The sequence below is a fragment of the Halorussus marinus genome, from assembly GCF_004521895.1.
Classification (GTDB): domain Archaea; phylum Halobacteriota; class Halobacteria; order Halobacteriales; family Haladaptataceae; genus Halorussus; species Halorussus marinus.
In genome coordinates this window covers 40,187-55,933 of the sequence record NZ_SBIR01000003.1, presented here as the reverse complement: position 1 = coordinate 55,933, position 15,747 = coordinate 40,187, and the positions used below count along the sequence as shown (strand labels likewise).

18 protein-coding genes and 1 tRNA gene are annotated in these 15,747 nt (G+C 69.5%); 9 read left to right on the top strand and 10 right to left on the bottom strand.

Going from position 1 to position 15,747, the window contains the following annotated elements:
* Window positions 1-12: 12 nt before the first annotated feature.
* Window positions 13-657 (bottom strand): hypothetical protein, encoded by a 645-nt coding sequence (locus EPL04_RS04415; protein WP_134669807.1) that lies wholly within the window; start codon window positions 655-657, stop codon window positions 13-15.
* Window positions 658-874: 217 nt separating this feature from the next.
* Between EPL04_RS04415 and eif1A the strand changes: the two genes are divergently transcribed.
* Together eif1A and EPL04_RS04405 are read left to right on the top strand one after the other, a co-directional pair.
* The gene (gene eif1A, locus EPL04_RS04410; protein ID WP_134669806.1) at window positions 875-1,159 is read left to right on the top strand and encodes a translation initiation factor eIF-1A; all 285 of its coding nucleotides are present in this window, start codon (window positions 875-877) and stop codon (window positions 1,157-1,159) included.
* Window positions 1,160-1,562: 403 nt separating this feature from the next.
* Window positions 1,563-2,510 carry a biotin--[acetyl-CoA-carboxylase] ligase gene (locus EPL04_RS04405; RefSeq protein ID WP_134669804.1) on the top strand — a complete coding sequence of 316 codons (948 nt, stop codon included), beginning with the start codon at window positions 1,563-1,565 and terminating at the stop codon, window positions 2,508-2,510.
* Window positions 2,511-2,583: 73 nt separating this feature from the next.
* Here the strand turns inward: EPL04_RS04405 and EPL04_RS04400 are convergent, their stop codons facing one another.
* The 3 genes from EPL04_RS04400 to EPL04_RS04390 all read right to left on the bottom strand — a co-directional run bounded on the left by EPL04_RS04400 (window position 2,584) and on the right by EPL04_RS04390 (window position 4,863).
* On the bottom strand, window positions 2,584-3,090 hold the full coding sequence (locus EPL04_RS04400) for a universal stress protein (RefSeq protein ID WP_134669802.1): 507 nt from the start codon (window positions 3,088-3,090) through the stop codon (window positions 2,584-2,586).
* 110 nt (window positions 3,091-3,200) lie between these two features.
* A complete protein-coding gene (locus EPL04_RS04395; RefSeq protein WP_134670293.1) occupies window positions 3,201-3,845 on the bottom strand; it encodes a helix-turn-helix domain-containing protein in 645 nt (214 codons plus the stop codon).
* A gap of 133 nt (window positions 3,846-3,978) precedes the next feature.
* Window positions 3,979-4,863, bottom strand: a complete 885-nt coding sequence (locus tag EPL04_RS04390) for an alpha/beta fold hydrolase (protein WP_134669801.1) — start codon at window positions 4,861-4,863, stop codon at window positions 3,979-3,981.
* A gap of 432 nt (window positions 4,864-5,295) precedes the next feature.
* Between EPL04_RS04390 and EPL04_RS04385 the strand changes: the two genes are divergently transcribed.
* Complete coding sequence (locus EPL04_RS04385) at window positions 5,296-6,240, top strand: CPBP family intramembrane glutamic endopeptidase (RefSeq protein ID WP_167599413.1); 945 nt, start codon at window positions 5,296-5,298, stop codon at window positions 6,238-6,240.
* Between the two features lie 129 nt (window positions 6,241-6,369).
* Window positions 6,370-6,831 (top strand): DUF5518 domain-containing protein, encoded by a 462-nt coding sequence (locus tag EPL04_RS04380; protein ID WP_167599412.1) that lies wholly within the window; start codon window positions 6,370-6,372, stop codon window positions 6,829-6,831.
* Window positions 6,832-6,929: 98 nt separating this feature from the next.
* On the opposite strand, the gene EPL04_RS04375 is transcribed toward EPL04_RS04380, so the two are convergent.
* Entirely contained in the window at window positions 6,930-8,432 is a 1,503-nt protein-coding gene (locus EPL04_RS04375; protein WP_134669797.1) for a sodium/proline symporter, read from the bottom strand.
* A complete protein-coding gene (locus tag EPL04_RS18635; protein WP_167599411.1) occupies window positions 8,432-8,581 on the bottom strand; it encodes a hypothetical protein in 150 nt (49 codons plus the stop codon). Before EPL04_RS18635 ends, EPL04_RS04375 begins: the two co-directional genes overlap by 1 nt.
* A 125-nt stretch (window positions 8,582-8,706) precedes the next feature.
* On the opposite strand from EPL04_RS18635, the gene EPL04_RS04370 reads away from it, so the two are divergent.
* Complete coding sequence (locus EPL04_RS04370) at window positions 8,707-9,618, top strand: proline iminopeptidase-family hydrolase (RefSeq protein WP_134669796.1); 912 nt, start codon at window positions 8,707-8,709, stop codon at window positions 9,616-9,618.
* A gap of 43 nt (window positions 9,619-9,661) precedes the next feature.
* On the opposite strand, the gene EPL04_RS04365 is transcribed toward EPL04_RS04370, so the two are convergent.
* Window positions 9,662-9,736: transfer RNA gene (locus EPL04_RS04365), tRNA-Val, on the bottom strand.
* Window positions 9,737-10,182: 446 nt separating this feature from the next.
* Between EPL04_RS04365 and EPL04_RS04360 the strand changes: the two genes are divergently transcribed.
* Together EPL04_RS04360 and EPL04_RS04355 are read left to right on the top strand one after the other, a co-directional pair.
* Window positions 10,183-11,139: an MBL fold metallo-hydrolase gene (locus EPL04_RS04360; protein ID WP_134669794.1), complete on the top strand. Its 957-nt coding sequence runs from the start codon at window positions 10,183-10,185 to the stop codon at window positions 11,137-11,139.
* Entirely contained in the window at window positions 11,136-12,866 is a 1,731-nt protein-coding gene (locus tag EPL04_RS04355) for an adenine deaminase C-terminal domain-containing protein (RefSeq protein ID WP_134669792.1), read from the top strand. The genes EPL04_RS04360 and EPL04_RS04355 overlap by 4 nt, the downstream gene beginning before the upstream one ends.
* Here the strand turns inward: EPL04_RS04355 and EPL04_RS04350 are convergent, their stop codons facing one another.
* Window positions 12,867-13,181 carry a hypothetical protein gene (locus tag EPL04_RS04350; protein WP_134669790.1) on the bottom strand — a complete coding sequence of 105 codons (315 nt, stop codon included), beginning with the start codon at window positions 13,179-13,181 and terminating at the stop codon, window positions 12,867-12,869.
* A gap of 91 nt (window positions 13,182-13,272) precedes the next feature.
* Between EPL04_RS04350 and EPL04_RS04345 the strand changes: the two genes are divergently transcribed.
* Window positions 13,273-13,938 carry a hypothetical protein gene (locus tag EPL04_RS04345; protein ID WP_209019566.1) on the top strand — a complete coding sequence of 222 codons (666 nt, stop codon included), beginning with the start codon at window positions 13,273-13,275 and terminating at the stop codon, window positions 13,936-13,938.
* Here the strand turns inward: EPL04_RS04345 and EPL04_RS04340 are convergent, their stop codons facing one another.
* Window positions 13,939-14,229, bottom strand: a complete 291-nt coding sequence (locus EPL04_RS04340; protein ID WP_134669788.1) for a hypothetical protein — start codon at window positions 14,227-14,229, stop codon at window positions 13,939-13,941. It abuts the gene before it with no gap.
* Window positions 14,230-14,321: 92 nt separating this feature from the next.
* On the opposite strand from EPL04_RS04340, the gene EPL04_RS04335 reads away from it, so the two are divergent.
* Entirely contained in the window at window positions 14,322-15,386 is a 1,065-nt protein-coding gene (locus EPL04_RS04335; RefSeq protein WP_134669786.1) for a M20/M25/M40 family metallo-hydrolase, read from the top strand.
* Here EPL04_RS04335 and EPL04_RS04330 read toward each other — a convergent pair.
* Window positions 15,383-15,736, bottom strand: a complete 354-nt coding sequence (locus EPL04_RS04330) for a 2Fe-2S iron-sulfur cluster-binding protein (RefSeq protein ID WP_134669784.1) — start codon at window positions 15,734-15,736, stop codon at window positions 15,383-15,385. The genes EPL04_RS04335 and EPL04_RS04330 overlap by 4 nt on opposite strands.
* Between the last annotated feature and the right edge of the window lie 11 nt (window positions 15,737-15,747).

Below are 15,747 nucleotides of genomic sequence, written 5' to 3'. Positions count from 1 at the left end.
CTCGCGTCGGGGCTACGCCCGGCGTGCGAGCGCGACGCCGGCGGTGTGCTCGACGAACAGCGCGACCGCGAGCAGTCCGACTCCGACGGTCGCGGGCTCGACGCCCCCGATTCCGACCGCTTCGAGGAGTCGACCCACCGCCTCGCGTCGCGTGACGACGAGTAGCCAGGCGGTGGCGCCGGCGGCTTCGACCGCGCTGATGCCGATCGTCCCGAGGTTGAGCACGCCCGCGAAGGGGGTCCGTCCCCGGAGGTCGTTGATCTCGACGGTGTGGTGGACGACGAGCGTCGCCCCCAGCGCGACGCCAGCGAACAGGACGCCCTCGACGCCGCCGACCCGCCCGGCGACCGCGAGCCAGAGCGCCCAGAGTGCGCCCTCGGCCGCGCCGACCGCGACCGACGCGGCGTCGGGGAGGGTCGCCGCCCGGCCGTTGACCGCGAGATCGGTCAGGGCGTGTTCGACCACCAGTCCCCCGAGCAGGATCGCGATTCCGACGACCAGCGAGCCCGAGCCGACCGGGGCGTCCCGGACCGTCCCGAGCCAGACCGCGAGCGCGGCGGTCTGGACCGCGGTGAACGCGACGACGAGGACGATGCGACCGAGCGCCGCGGCGATCCCGCGGACGGTGTTCGGGCGGCGGTGTTCGTGCGTAGCCATGCCGGACGGACGGACGCCGCCCGTATTGTTACCCGGCTGCTACCGTCTGTCGGGAGGCGAGTCCCCGTCCGCGATCGGCGTTAAGGTGTGTAGAACCCCCCGCGAGAAGCGGCGTTCGCGCTCGGCCGCGGCTCTCAGACGGCCCACAGTTCGGGATCGTGTCACGAGCTACCGAGAGACGCCAACGACTTAACCGTGCGCCGTTCTTAGTGGAAGTGTGAGCAACGAATCTGGACGTCGAAATCTGCGTATGCCCTCCTCGGACGAGCTGTTCGCGGTGGTTACCGAACACAACGGCGGCAACCACGTCCGCGTCAGATGCGAGGACGGCGAGAACCGGATGGGGCGCATCCCCGGCCGAATGAAGTACCGGACCTGGATCAGCGAGGGCGACGTCGTCGTCGTCGAGCCGTGGGACTGGCAGGACGAGAAGGCGAACATCGAGTGGCGGTACACCGACCAGGACGCCGACCAGCTCCGCCAGGAAGGCCACATCGACTGACGGCCCTGCACTGACCGTCCGTACGCGCTCGCGTCCGTAGGATCGCCTCGTGAGTCACAGCTCTCGTCCCGCCCCACGAGTCGTGACTATAGCTTCCGAGGTCGGGCACCCCCTCGTCGCTTTCACCCGAGCCAGTTCGGAACGTCATCGTACACCGAGATGCGAACCAGCGAGTAGAGTAGCCCGATAGCGAACGCCACGGCGATACCGAGAAAGACCGTATTCATATCAGAGACGTACCGTCCGTCCCACAAATAGGTGGTTGTTAGATTCGCGTCTCCACGTACCAGCTCCGTTCGGTCGGACTCGACACTGAGACGGACCAGCGGAGTCGCCGTACCGATTCTGGTTGGCCGGACCGAGAAACCAACCCTTCATGGTGGGTTCGCCCGAACGACCCGTCATGAACGACACCCGTCGCGCCGTCCTCGAACGGATCGCCGGCGGCCCAGTCACGGGCCCCGCGCTCGCCGACGACCTCGGCGTCTCGCGGAACGCGGTCTGGAAGCACGTCGAGGCGCTCCGGGAGGCGGGCTTCGAGATCACTGGCGGGGGCGCCGGCTACGACCTCGACGGCGTCCCGGAGTTCGGCGGTCCCGCCGTCGAGTTCGGGCTCGACGCGCCCTTCTCCGTGGAGTACCACGACGCCATCGGGAGCACGAACGACCGCGCCCGCGAGCTCGCCGCCGACGGGGCGGTCGACGTGGCGGTGCTGGCCGACGAGCAGACGGGCGGGCGCGGCCGGCTCGACCGGGAGTGGTCGGCCCCGAGCGGCGGCGTCTGGGTGAGTCTGGTGCTCGGCCCCGACCTGCCGGCGGCCCACGCCCCCGCGCTCACGCTGGCGGCCGCGGTCGCGACGACCGACGCCGCCCGTGAGGCGGGCGTGCCGGCCGAGATCAAGTGGCCGAACGACGTGCTGGTCGGCGACGGAGACGGCGACGGCGAGCGCGGCGGTCGGAAGCTCGCGGGCATCCTGACCGAGATGGAGGGCGAGGCCGACAGCGTCTCGTGGGTCGTGGTCGGGGTCGGCGTGAACGCCAACGTCCCGGTCGAGACGCTCCCGGAGGGCGCGACGAGCATCGAGGCCGAGGCCGGGCCGGTCGACCGCCGGGCCTTCGTCCAGCGACTGTTGGAGCGGTTCGACGACCTCCGGCGCGACCCCGAGGCCGCGGTCGAGGCGTGGCGCGAGCGGGCCGCCACGATCGGCCAGCGGGTGCGCGTCGAGCGCGGCGACGACGAGATCGTCGGCGAGGCGGTCGACGTGGCGTTCCCCGGCGCGCTCGTGATCGACACCGACGACGGCCGGGTCCGCGTCCACGCCGGCGACTGCGAGCACCTCCGGCCCGTCTGAACCGGTCGGGACTGGGCCCGCCCCGCCCCGACCGCGAATTCGATTCGGGAGGCAGGCGACGTTCGCCGCGCGATCACTCGACGGTGGCGTTGCCCGCTTCGGGCGACGACTCGGTCTCGGTCTCCGAGGCCGCCTGCTCGCCGTCGGCGCCGCCGACCTGAACCGTCAACACTGGGACCGAGCACGCCCGGACGACCCCCTCGGCGACGCTTCCCAGGAGCAGGCGGTCGATGCCGCCCCGGCCGTGGGTCCCCATCACGACCAGATCACACCCCTCGTCCTCGGCGTACTCCACGATCCGCCTGCTGGGCGACCCCTCGAGCAGTCGGGCCGAGACCGGGACGTCGCGCTCGTCGGCGATGGTCTCGACCCGGTCGAGCGCGGACTCGCCCTCTCCGCGGAGCACGTCGTCGATCCCCTCCCAGGAGGTCTCCATCGGTAGCCCCGCGAACGTCGCGGCGTTGACGACGTACACCGCGTGTAGCTCCGCGTCGTGGGCGGCCGCCAGATCGGCGGCGTGTTCGACCGCGCGTTCGGTGTCGGTCGAACCGTCGGTGGGTACGAGTATCCGGTCGTACATCTGTTCGGTGTATGATAGCACACGACGTACCTTAACTGTTTGCAGGGCGTTCGAGCCGACCCGCGGGACACGATTGGGCCCGAGCGGCCGGCCGCGATCGGTCGCTCTCGTCACCGCCGCTCGACGTAATCGCACAGGACGGCCGCCTCGGCTTTCCGAACCAGCTCTCCGGCCGTGCTCGTCGAGCACTCGAGGACGGCCGCCACGTCGGCGATCGTCCCCTCCCGGGGCAGTTCGTAGTACCCGACCGCGACCGCGGCGTCGAGGGCCGCCCGCTGGCGGTCGGTGAGCCGCGAGGCCGATCGTGTCCGCTCGAACTCCGTGGCTCGTTCGATGGTGAGGTCCCCGAGCTCGGCGAGCTCCGCGTGGAGCGCGCTGAGCGCCGCCGCCTCGCCGACCGCCTCGAACCGGACCTCGCCCGTTTCGAGGAACGCGACCGGCGGGAGAAACACCACTCGCGCGCCGGCGATGGCGTCGAGGAGCGCGGCCGGGAACTCGTAGGCGTCCTGCCGGACGAACGCGTAGGTCCCGTCGGCGTCCGCCACGACGGCGCTGTCGACGACCGAGTCGATCCGGCCGACGGCGCGCTCGGTCGCCGCGCGGTCGCCGTCACACCACAGCAGGGTCGTCGCGTCCGCGGTCGGGCTCCACGTCAGCAGTTCGGCCCGCGTGATCGCGTCGTCGTCGACGACCTGCCGATGGAGCGGGTGGACGAGCCCCTCGGGGTAGCTGGCCGCGACCTGAATGCGTTTCATCGCCGTTGGCTCGCGTTCGTCCGGGGGACACATCAACCACCGTGGTCGACGGGCGGCTCGCGGCGTCCGTCTCCGAACGGCCGACCGCCCTTCGGCCGCCGACCGCCGACTCGTCCGGCCGAGACGGCGTCGATCACTCGCGGTCGCGCAGAATTTCCGGGACGCTGTGGAGGAGCGTCCGGAGGTGGTCGGCGTCGTCGAGCGCCCGGAGTCGGGCGTTCGGGAGCGCGGATTCGAGGCGCCGAGCGCCGTCGATCGGGACGTTCTCGTCGCGCTCGCCGTGCCACAGACTCACCGGCGCGTCGACCGCCTCGAAGTCGACGCCCCAGTCGGTCGCCGCGTGCCGGAACTCGGTGACAGCGCCGGTGCGATGGCGGGCGAACGCTTCGAGGAAGTCGGCCGCCACGATCTCGGCGGTCGCGTCGTCGATCGCCTCGGCGTCGTCGGTCGTGTACTGCCCGACCACGAACGACGGGTCGAGGCGCTCGGCGAGCCACGCCTGCCACCGGAACAGACCACGGAGGACGGTCGGTGCAGTCGTCGCGGTTCCGGTGAGTAGTCGCGTCACCGCGGGCGGCCGGTCGCCGAACCCGGGCGGTGTCGCGCCCGCGACGACGTCGACGGCGTCGATCCGGTCCGGGCGGGTCGCGGCCGCCGCTAGCCCGTACGGGGCGCCACCGGAGAACGCAATCAACTCCGCGGTCTCGACGTCGGCGTCGTCGAGGACGGGCACGAGGAACTCGGCGGCGTCGCCGACCGAGCGGTCCGGTCGCGGCGACGAGCGGCCACATCCCGGCCGGTCAGGGGCGAGCAGTCGGACCCCACAGTCCCGGGCGGTCGACTCGAAGAGCGCTCCCAGTCGGCGCGACCCGGGCGTCCCGTGGAGGAAGACGACGGGGTCGCCGTCCGGCGAGCCGTACTCGGCGTAGGCGAGGTGACGATCGGGGCCCAGCGACACGGTCTCGGTCCGCGGTTCGTCCGGCGGCGCTCGGCGTCGGGACGGCTCGGACACTGTCATTGCTCGATCGTAGCCGCGCCGACGGCGAGGACCTGTTCCCGGATCCATCCGGCGGTTTAAACGTAGCCGCTTCCGGTCGTCTGTATACCGGCTTCCTGAAATCCGATCGTTCGGTCCGATCTAACTTCCACGTAGAACACACGGGCCGATTGCCCACTCCGGGCGTTTGTACCGCCGTTTGGGTCCGGCGGCCAGACGACGAGTATCGCAACCGATCTGCCCAGACGACCGTCGGGACTGACGTTCCGGGACTCGGACCAGCCCCTTGATCTGGGTGGGGCGTTATTTCGATCGTCGGGATCCGGGAGTCGCGAGCGTCCGACCGTCCGGCAGTTTGTACCCCTGTCTATACCAGAATAAAAATATATAAAATAATATTAGTTCCCAGTGTCACGACTAGCTATGCCGTCCCTAAGCCGAGCGCTACGCCGCGTGACGATCGGTGACGAGGATACGCGTGTGAGAGCGACGTGGCGGGCAGTCGCCCCTTGGTGTCTTGGTTTCGGAGTGCAACCGCTGGCGTTGACCGCGATTCTGTTGACCATTCGGAGTGTACTCGACCTCTCTGAACTCGGCGACGTTGCCATCTCGTTAACGGACCGCGCGCTCTTCGGAGTCGCCTCGGCCCTCGGACTACTTCTCGTGGTCCTGCTCGCGACACGACTCGACGAGCGGCCGATTTCGGCGTACGGCCTCGGCACTTTCCCCGACTGGGTTGCCGGACTCGGTATCGGCGGACTCACGTACGCGGTTCCGACGGCCCTACTCCTCCAACTGGGAGAGGCCGAGTTGACCGCCCCCGTTCCGTTCCCGGCCGACGCCCCCAGCGTTATCGCGCTCGCGGTCGCCGTGACCGTGATGGCTTTTGTCTTTCAGGTCGCGTTCGAGGAGTTCGCTTTCCGCGGTGTGATGCTGAAGAACTTCGCCGAAGGGCTGAGCGCTAGGGGCGTCTCCCGAGATCGGTCGGCCGTGCTCGCTCTCCTGTTCAGCAGTCTGGTGTTCGGAGTTAGCCACGTCATCGTGCAAGGGGGCGGTGGCACCGAAGGACGAAGCCTCCAACTCGTCATCACGAGTGCGCTGTTGGGGCTCCTGTGGGGTGGTGGCTACGTTCTGACGGGTCGGCTGGCGATCCCGTTCGGTCTCCACCTCGGGTACAACCTCTGGCCGGCGGTCGTACTGCAACCGACCGAAGCGACACTGGGGACACCGGCTCTCGGTCAGGTCGCGTATTCGGTAAGTCAGTACGAACTGACGGCCGGCAAAGTACTCGTCGGGGGCGTCTGTCTGATGGTCTGGCTGTACCTCACTCGTGGGGAACTCACGGTGAAAGCGGATATCTCGGAGTGGGCGGCCGACAGGACGAGTACGACTTCGTAGCTCATCGTCTCACCGCACGTCGAACACGCGCTCGCATTCGAGACCCGCGCGACCGACTCCCGGAGCTACCCCCGGGATGCGATACCCGCGTCGGTCGACGAGCGGCCGGTTCACGTCGACGAAGCCTTTATGCCGAATCTCGGCTCTCTTCGGAGACGCCTGTCGCTCGGTCGTCTTCGGGCCGTCCCACCCGCGTGGCGGTTCGCGCTCGTCGGCGCACTCGCCTCGATCCCCCTCACCGTTCTTCTGGACAGACTCCCGGACGCCGAGGCGAACGTCGCGGGCGGGATCATGGTCCTCGGCGCGTTTATCGCGGGCGCCGCGGCCGCGCTCAGTTCGAACGACGCCGGCGGCGCCGGACTTCGCGCCGGCTTGCTCGCCGGACTCGTCGCGGTGCTCGCGCCGGTCGGGGCGACGGTCAGTTCCGCCATCGGCGCCACGGGGATACCGTCCCCGTCCGGAGTCGGGACTTTCGTCGCGTTCGGCGGCCTCGTGGTCGCTCTCGCCTCGGCTTTCGGCCTCGCGTGCGGTCGACTCGGGGCCTGGGTAGTGAGCGCCCTCACCACTCGATCGGCGACCGCTCGGTCGTAAACACGGGCTACGACGGGGGCGTCGGCGCTCTGGCTCCGCGAGGCTCGAAGACGGGTCGGCGGCGCTTCGGACGCCCGGAAGCGAGGCTCGCGTCGCCGTCAATCGTCGCCGGACGCGCCCACGGCCTCGGTTTCGTCGACCCGGAGGCCCGAAGCGCCCGTCGCGTCCTGAAACTCCTGTTTGACTTTTTCGGGGGGCTCCCCGGTCGCCAAACTCACCACGACGATGGCGACCGCCGAGAAGACGAACCCGGGAACGAGTTCGTACACGATCCCGACGTCGAAAAACAGCCAGAAGGCGACCGTCGACATCCCGACGATCATCCCGGCGTACGCGCCCCACTTGTTGAGTCGCTCCCAGTACAGCGACGCGATGAGAAGCGGGCCGAACGACGCTCCGATCCCCGCCCATCCGCCGAGGATGACGGTGAAGACGACCCCGGAGGGTTGTGCGAGCGCGATAGCCGCCACGACGATCACGGCCATCACGGCCCGAGACACCCAGAGGATCTTTCGGTCGCTGGCGTCCTCGTCGACGAAGCGCTTGTAGAGGTTGTACGAGACCGCGTTCGTCGCGACGAGGAACTTCGAGTCGCTGGTCGACATCATGCCCGCGATGGCGCCCGCCATGAGGATGCCGACGAGCCACCCCGGCAGGAGTTCCTGCGCGAGTAGCGGCATCACCTGATCGGTGTTCTCGATGCCGCCGACGTACGCGCCCGCCGCCCAGCCGAGGAAGATCGCGCCGTACGTCGCGAAGATCACCCAGACCATCCCGATGAGCGACGCGCGACGGAGGTTGCGGTGGTCGTCGATGCTCATGTACCGGACGGAGATGTGGGGCTGGCCGGGGTAGCCAAAGCCGATGCCGAGGGTTCCGGCGAAGAACCCGATCAGGCCCATGAGCCCCGCGCTCCCGCCGAACAGTCCGGGCGCGGCTCCCGACACCTGCTGGAGTTCGGTCAGGCCGCCCGCGACGCTACCGATGCCCGCGAATCCGACCACCGGCAGGAGCACGACCGCCCCGACCATGACGAGCCCCTGCAGGACGTCGGTGTACGAGACGGCGATGAATCCGCCGACCAGCGTGTAAACCAACACGAGCGCGCCGCCGATCAGCACGCCGGTGAAGAAGTCGTACCCGAAGACGGCGTTCAGGATCTTCCCCGACCCGATGAACTCACCGGACGTGGAGATCGTGTAGAACAACACCAGCGACACCGAGCCCACGAACTTGATGACGCCGTAGTCGTCGCGCACGCGCTCTTCGAGGAAGTCCAACACCGTCATGCTCCCCAGCAGTCCGCTGTACCGGCGCATCCGTTTGCTGAGGAAAAACCAGTTGAACGCGGTCCCGCAGATGACCCCGACGCCGATCCATATCGCGGACAGCCCCATCGCGTAGGCGGTGGCGGGCAGTCCGACGAGCAGCCAGATACTCATGTCCGAGGCCTGTGCGCTCACGCCGACGACCCAGTCTTTCATCCCCCGGCCGCCGAGGGCGAAGTCCTCGAACGTCTTCGTCGCGAAGTAGCCGAACACCCCGATCCCGAAGACGACGACGAGGTACAGCGCGAACGTGATCGTCGACGACGCCACCATCAGGGGTCACCTCCCGACGACGATCGGTTCGAGCGGTCGGTTCGCTTGTCGGCTTCCTTTCCCCAGCGGACGTAGTAGCCGAGCGTGACGAGCAACAGCAGTATCGGCGGTCCCCAGAGCGCTACCTGTTCGATCGTCGACAGTGCCATGTGAACACATGTCTGCCGACAACAATTAAATATTTGGACTATACGGTCGATCAGGCGGCAACCCCACGGCGCTGTCGCCTCGATGCTTAGATTTTTTACCAAAAAACGAGACGGTTCGAACAGCCGTGACAGAGTACCCAGACTACTTCGCGACCCACGACCACGGGGAAGGCTACTTCGAGATCGAAGACTACGAACTGTACTACCGGCGGTTCGGGTCCGGAGACGACGTCCTCGTCGGCGTCCACGGCGGTCCCGGAATGCCCCACGACTACCTCGCGCCGCTCGCTAGCCACGCCGGCGAGGACCTGACGGTGTACCTCTACGACCAGTTCGGCGTGGGTCGGTCGGACGAGCCGGCGCCCGGCGACTTCGACCGGTACACGGTCGAGCACTACCGCGAGGAACTCGAAGCCGTCCGCCGAGCGATCGACCCCGACGGGTCGTTTTCGGTCTACGGCCAGTCGTGGGGCGGCATGCTCGCCCAGGAGTACGTGCTCGAATACGGCGACCACGTCGACGCGCTGGTGCTCGCCAACACGTTAGCCGACACCCGGACCGCGTACGAGTCGATGCGGAGCGTGTTAGAGGACCTCCCCGAAGACGACCGGGAGACCATCGAGGCACACGAGGCCGAGCGTGCGTACGGCGCCCCGGAATACGAGGCCGCACTCGACGGCGCCTACCGGGCGCATGTGTGTCGGACCGACGAGTACCCCGCTCCCGTCCGCTCGACGTTCGAACGGATCAACCTCGACGTCTACGGCCTCATGTGGGGCCCCAACGAGTACGTCCTCTTGGACACGGCCCGGCTCCGCGACTGGGACGTCCGCGATCGACTCCCCGCGATCGAGACGCCGACGCTCGTGCTCTCGGGCGAGTACGACGAGATCGAGCCGTCGATCGCCCGCGACATCGCCGATCGGCTCTCGGATTCGACGCTCCATGTCTTCGAAGAGAGTAGCCACATGCCTTACTGGGAGGAACCGGACGCACACTACGAGGTCGTGGAGTCGTTCCTCACAGATCAACTGTAGTTTCGAGCCGGCTCGGAGCGCTCGGCAACCGAGAAAGCAGGAGTGGGTTGGGGCGGATTCGAACCGCCGACCTGCTCCGTGTGAAGGAGCTGTCATAACCGGACTAGACTACCAACCCGCGCACTCAGCCCTTCCCCTTTCCCGGACTTAAGGCTTACTTTACGGCCGGAAATATCGACGCCGATCGCGACGGCGTGGACTCACACGCGCTCGCGGACCCGCCGGACCGCGCCGCGGGCCCGGCGTTCGGCCGTCGATTCGGTCGCTCGAAGCCTCGCGCGCCACCGCCCGGCCCGGGTCGGTTCCCGCGGTTCGCGGCCGGTGGCGCCGCGACGTCGACGCTCGACCGGCCGGAGTTCCGCCCGTAGCCCCCGATAGAGGTGTTCGGCGGTGGGTCGCCCGTAGTATCGCGCGTCTCGGAAGTGCCTGTTCATCGGTGTCACATAATTCTGTTCTTACGTAAGGGACAGATATCGACTTTGTCCCGGCGTCGACTTTCGGGCGGAGCCGGTCGATCGTCGCCGTGTCAAAAATGGTTTATCGGCAGGCGGCCACAGTGGGCGTATGTTCACGCGGCTCTCGATACCGACGCCGTTCCAGGTCGGCCCCGTCAACGCCTACCTCGCGGGACGGACGCTGGTCGACCCCGGACCGGGAAGCGAAGAGGCGTGGGCGAGCCTGCTCGACGCCCTCGAAGCCCGCGGGCTCGGCCCGACCGACATCGAACGGGTGGTCGTCACCCACCCGCACCCGGACCACTTCGGACTGGCCCATCGCCTGCGCGAGAGCGGCGCACGGGTCCTCGCCAGCGCCGCCACGGCCGAGATCATCGCGGACTTCGAGGCGCGGTTCGAGTACGAGCGATCGTTCTTCGTCGAGTTCTTCGAGCGCCACGGGATGGCGGCCTCGACCGCCGAACTGGTCACCGACCTCCCCGAGTCGTATCTCACGGCGGCCCCCGACGTCGAGACCGACCGAACGCTGGCGGACGGCGACACCGTCGCCGTCGAGAACGCCGCGATCACCGCCGAACTGGTCGACGGCCACGCGCGGGGCGAGACGATCTTCACCTACGACGCCGAGTCGGGCGAGCGCGCGATCGTCGGCGACCACGTCCTGCCCGACATCACGCCAAACCCCCTGCTCCAGCCGCCGGTCGAGCCCGGCGGCGAGCGCCCGCGGGTCCTCCCGGCGTTCAATCGGTCGCTCGAACGCCTCCGAGACCGGGAGTTCGACCGGCTCCTGCCGGGCCACCGCGAGGAGATCGCGAACCCCACCGACCGGATCGAGGAGGTCCTCGCGGCCCACGAGGACCGGACCGAGAACGTCCGGGAGATCGTCGCGGCCGCCGGGCCGATCACCGCTGTCGAGGTGATGGACGAACTGTTCGACGATCTGCCCGCCACCGAGTACTTCCCGGCGATGAGCGAGGCGGTCGGCCACCTCGACGTGCTGGAGGTCCGCGACGAGATCGCGTCCCGCGAGCAGGGCGGGGTCGCGGTGTGGGAGGTCTCGTCGTGAACGACCTCCAGCCGGTCGCGCTCGGCGACGGGACCGCCGACGTGGTCATCACGGGCGGTCGGGTGTTCATGCCCGAGATCGGGGAGTTCCAGGCCCGCGACGTGGCGATCGTCGACGACAAGATCGCCGCCCTCCCCGAGGACGCGACCCCTGTCGTCGGCGAGGAGACCCGCCGCATCAACGCCAGCGGCCGCGTGGTCGCGCCCGGGTTCGTCGACGCCCACACCCACCTCGACCTCCACCAGACGTTCGAGAGCGCGTACCACTACGCGATCGAACACGGCACGACCACGGTGGTCTCGGAGGTCACCGGCTACGGGCCCGCGTTCGGCGCCGAGGGGGTCGAACAGCTCCTCGCGGCTACCGCCTACCTCCCGGTCCGGGTCCGGGTGACCGTCCCGCCCCAGCCCCTGCTCGACACCTTCGAGCCGCGGCGCGCCGACGACGCCGACGCGGCGGCGCTGGCGGACCTGCTCGACGACGATCGGGTGGTCGGGGTCGGCGAGACCGACTGGATCCACGCGGTGGGTCGGGACACGCCCGCCGAACTGCTCTACGAGCGCGCCCGCGAGGCGGGCAAGACGGTCTCTGGCCACGCCGCGGGCTGTTCGGACGAGAAGCTCGCGGCGTTCGCCTCGATCATCGACGACGACCACGAGGCGATCTCGGGCGAAGGCGTCGTCGAGCGCGTCGAGAACGGCGTCCACGCCATCGGGCGGTACGGCTCGATCCGCGACGACATCGGCGCGATCGGCGAGGCGTCCTCCGACGTCGACGTCTCGGAGCTGTCGCTGTCCTCGGACGGCATGTGGCCCAGCGACCTCATCGACGAGGGATACATGGACGCGGTGGTCCGACGCGCCATCGAGGAGGGCGTCGAACCGGCCGACGCGCTCCGGATGGCGACGCTCAACCCCGCGCGCCACTTCGGGCTCGACGGCGTCGGGTCGCTGTCGCCGGGGAGCGTCGCGGACGTGGTGCTCATCGACGACCTCGAAGCCGTCACCGTCTCGACGGTCCTCAGCGGGGGCGAGATCGTCTACAACAAAGGCGAGTCGCAGGTCGCGCCCCGGACCCACGAGTACCCCGACCGCTTCTACGACGCCGTCGACGTCTCGGCCGACCCCGAGCAGTTCCGGGTGCCCGCCGAGGTCGCCGACGCCGGGGCGGTCCGGGCTATCGAGTACGAGCGGGGGTTGCTGTCGAGCGAGACCACCGTCTCCCCGCCGGTCGAGGGCGACCGCCTCCTCGCGGATCCGTCGGCCGACGTGCTGAAGGCGACGCTGTTCGACCGCCATCCCGACGCCGCCCCCGGCCGGGCGTTCACGGGCTTTCTGACCGGCTTCGGGCTCGACCGCGGCGCGGTCGCCACCAGCGTCACCTGGGAGACGACCGGCGTGGTCGCGGTCGGGGCCCACGACGACGCGATGCAGACGGCGGTCGAACACGTCGCCGAGATGGGCGGCGGCTGGGCGGTGGTGGCCGACGGCGAGGTCGTCGCGGAACTCCCGACCCGAGTCGGCGGCGTCTGTTCGGACCTCGAAGTCGAGGAGACCGCGAAGCTCTACAACGCGGTCGAGAGCGCGGTCCGGGGGCTCGGCGCGACGCCCGAGCGGCCGATGCTCGCGCTCCAGACGCTCACGTTCCCCGGCGTCCCGGCGCTCAAACTCTCGTTCTCGGGCTACGCCGACGTGCTGAACCGCGAGGTCGTCGGACTCGCGCCGTAGTCACTCGACCAGTTCTTCCTCCGCGCCGTCGTCGCGGACGGACTCGTCGTCCTCGCCGCGGCCGTCGGTCCGCTCGTCGTCGCCGTCCGCCTCATCGTCGCTCTCGCTCGCGGCGTCCCCGCTCTCGGATCCGTCGTCGCGGTGCTCGCGGATGGTCCGGATCTGCTCGTACGGGAAGAAGTTCCGGCCGCTCTCGCGGGTCAGCCACACCCCGGACTCGTAGAAGTCGAGGCCGGTCCCGTCGACCTGCGAGGTGACCTGGCGCTCGCCGCCCTGCGAGCCGGGGTGCTCGACGAGATACACCGAGTAGCGCATAGGCGGTCCGTCGACCCACCGGGCGAAAAGCCTACCGGCGGCGTCGGTCGGGCAATCTATATCCGAGTCGCCGGCGTACCGGACTCAAGCTATGGATCGCCGGACCGAGGCGCTGGCGCTGGTCGCGCTCGTCGCCGTCGCGGGCGTCGCGGCCGCCGGGCTCGTCCAGAACCCGACGGCGAGTCGAGACGCCGGCGCGCGCGGCCAACCCACCACTCCGGGCGAGTCGCTCGACCTCGGGGAGGCCAACGTCGTGAACGTGACCCTCGAAGAGAAAGAGCGCGAGTCGGGCGCGTACGACTTCGCCGTCACGCTGTACCACGACGACGACGGCGAGGACGGCTACGCCGACCGGTGGGTGGTCGAAACGCTGAACGGCACCGAACTCGGCGCGCGCGAGCTGTCGCACGCCCACGGCACCGAGCCGTTCACGCGCTCGACGACCGTCGAAATCCCCGACGACGAGACGCTCGCGGTCGTCCGGGGCCGCGACCAGACCCACGGCTACGGCGGGCAGGCGATGGTCGTGAACGTCCGAACCGGCGCGACGCAGGCGATCCGTCAGGGCCCGGAGCGACGCGATCTCGCCGCCTGTATCGTGGGCGACGCTACCGGAACTGCTTCGTCGCCGACACCGGGGACGGACGCGACAGGGACGGCAGGCGCGACGACGAGAAGCGACGCGACCGCGAGGCCGCCGACACCGGCCGGCGGCGCGGCGCTCGTCACCTGTCCGTGGGAGCCCGAGACGGCCTGATCACTTCGAGCGCGACAGCGAGAACCGCCGGCTCGACGATTCCTCGGCCTCTGCCGCCTTGCGCGCGCGGCGGCGCTGGAGGCGGTTGAACGCGACGCCGAGCCCGACGACCGCCGCGAGCGCCCCGACGAGCCGGAGCTTCTGGCCCATCGACGGCGGTCGGGTCGTGCCGCCGTCCGAGACCGTCTCGGGGTCTCGGCGACCCACCGAGAGCAACCGTCCCTCCGATTCGCCGGCGTCGAACGTCCAGTTAAACTCCGCGTCGTGGAAGTGTAGTTCGAGGATTCCCATACGGTCGGTTCGCCGAGCGCGGACTTAGCGGTTGGGGCAGGTCGGCGGAGCGAGTCGTGACGTTCTTTACCACGCGACGGGTTCGTCGAGACATGGACGACTCACAGCGAGCGTTTCTCGATCGACTTCTCACGACACCCAGTCCCTCGGGCTTCGAGGCCGACGTCCAGCGCGAGTGGGTCGCGTACGTCTCGGAGTTCGCCGACGAGGTCCGCACCGACGAGTACGGCAACGCCGTCGCCGTCGTCGAGGGCGACGAGCCCGCCGTCGCGTTCGCCGGCCACGCCGACGAGATCGGGCTGATGGTCTCGAGCGTCGACGAGGACGGCTACGTCCGCCCCTCGCGGGTCGGTGGCTCCGACCCGACGGTCACGAAGGGCCAGCACGTCGAGATCCACACCGACGACGGCGTCGTCCGTGGGGTCGTCGGCCAGACCGCCATCCACCTCCGGGACACCGACGACGACGAGATCGAGGACGTCGCCGAACAGCACGTCGACATCGGCGTCGAGACCGAGGCCGAGGCCCGCGAACTCGTCGACGTTGGCGATCCCATCACCTTCGACACGCCGGTCCGCGAGCTTCAGGGCACCCGGATGGCGGCCCGGGGGATGGACAACCGCGTCGGCATCTGGGTCGCCGCGGAGGCGGCCCGGCGCGCGGCCGCGGCCGACGTCGCGCCGACGGTGTACGCGGTCAGCACCGTCCAGGAGGAGCTGGGCAAGCAGGGCGCAAAGATGGTGGGCTTCGATCTCGACGCCGACGCCGCGATCGCGATCGACGTGACCCACGCGGTCGACTCGCCCGACGTCGGCGACGAGCGCCACCAGCACGGCGAAGTGGAACTCGGTGCCGGCCCGGTCGTCGCCCGCGGCTCGTCGAACCATCCCGAGGTCGTCGCCCTCGCCCGCGAGGCGGCCGCCGACGCCGACCTGCCGGTCCAACTGCAGGCGTCGGGGCGGTCGACCGGGACCGACGCGGACGCCTTCTACACCTCGCAGGGCGGCATCCCGTCGCTCAACCTCGGGCTCCCGAACCGCTACATGCACACGCCGGTCGAGGTGATCGACACCGAGGATCTGGACGCCGCCGCGGACCTGCTCGCGGCGTTCGCCGAGCGGTCGACCGGCCGGGACGGCTTCGGCGTCGACGTTTAGCGCTCGGCGGCGGTCGGCTCGCGGCGCTCGTCGCGCTCGACGGTCTGGCCCCAGAACCCGCGGTGTTTCACGACGCGCACGTCGCCGCGGACTTCGGTCTGACACGACAGCCTGAGCCCCGAGTCGAGGCTGTGGGGCGGTAGCGACAGCCGACGGCGCTCGTCGGCGTTCATCTCGCTCACTTCGCCCCGGACCTCGACCGCGCAGGTGCCACAGGTGGCGTGACCTCGGCAGTTGACCCACTCCGACGTGCGGTTGTGCGGCGACAGCCCGGCGTCCAACAGCACGTCGCGCAACGCCGCTCCCGCCTCGCAGTCGATTCTCTCCCCCCGGAATTCGACGGTCGGCATGGTCGGAAGTA

Bases quoted from the DNA above. Each gene is read 5' to 3' on its own strand.
- EPL04_RS04415 (WP_134669807.1), bottom strand. From the start codon at position 657: ATGGCTACGCACGAACACCGCCGCCCGAACACCGTCCGCGGGATCGCC.
- EPL04_RS04405 (WP_134669804.1), top strand. From the start codon at position 1,563: ATGAACGACACCCGTCGCGCCGTCCTCGAACGGATCGCCGGCGGCCCA.
- EPL04_RS04400 (WP_134669802.1), bottom strand. From the start codon at position 3,090: ATGTACGACCGGATACTCGTACCCACCGACGGTTCGACCGACACCGAA.
- EPL04_RS04395 (WP_134670293.1), bottom strand. From the start codon at position 3,845: ATGAAACGCATTCAGGTCGCGGCCAGCTACCCCGAGGGGCTCGTCCAC.
- EPL04_RS04390 (WP_134669801.1), bottom strand. From the start codon at position 4,863: ATGACAGTGTCCGAGCCGTCCCGACGCCGAGCGCCGCCGGACGAACCG.
- EPL04_RS04380 (WP_167599412.1), top strand. From the start codon at position 6,370: ATGCCGAATCTCGGCTCTCTTCGGAGACGCCTGTCGCTCGGTCGTCTT.
- EPL04_RS04375 (WP_134669797.1), bottom strand. From the start codon at position 8,432: ATGGTGGCGTCGTCGACGATCACGTTCGCGCTGTACCTCGTCGTCGTC.
- EPL04_RS18635 (WP_167599411.1), bottom strand. From the start codon at position 8,581: ATGGCACTGTCGACGATCGAACAGGTAGCGCTCTGGGGACCGCCGATA.
- EPL04_RS04360 (WP_134669794.1), top strand. From the start codon at position 10,183: ATGTTCACGCGGCTCTCGATACCGACGCCGTTCCAGGTCGGCCCCGTC.
- EPL04_RS04350 (WP_134669790.1), bottom strand. From the start codon at position 13,181: ATGCGCTACTCGGTGTATCTCGTCGAGCACCCCGGCTCGCAGGGCGGC.
- EPL04_RS04345 (WP_209019566.1), top strand. From the start codon at position 13,273: ATGGATCGCCGGACCGAGGCGCTGGCGCTGGTCGCGCTCGTCGCCGTC.
- EPL04_RS04340 (WP_134669788.1), bottom strand. From the start codon at position 14,229: ATGGGAATCCTCGAACTACACTTCCACGACGCGGAGTTTAACTGGACG.
- EPL04_RS04335 (WP_134669786.1), top strand. From the start codon at position 14,322: ATGGACGACTCACAGCGAGCGTTTCTCGATCGACTTCTCACGACACCC.
- EPL04_RS04330 (WP_134669784.1), bottom strand. From the start codon at position 15,736: ATGCCGACCGTCGAATTCCGGGGGGAGAGAATCGACTGCGAGGCGGGA.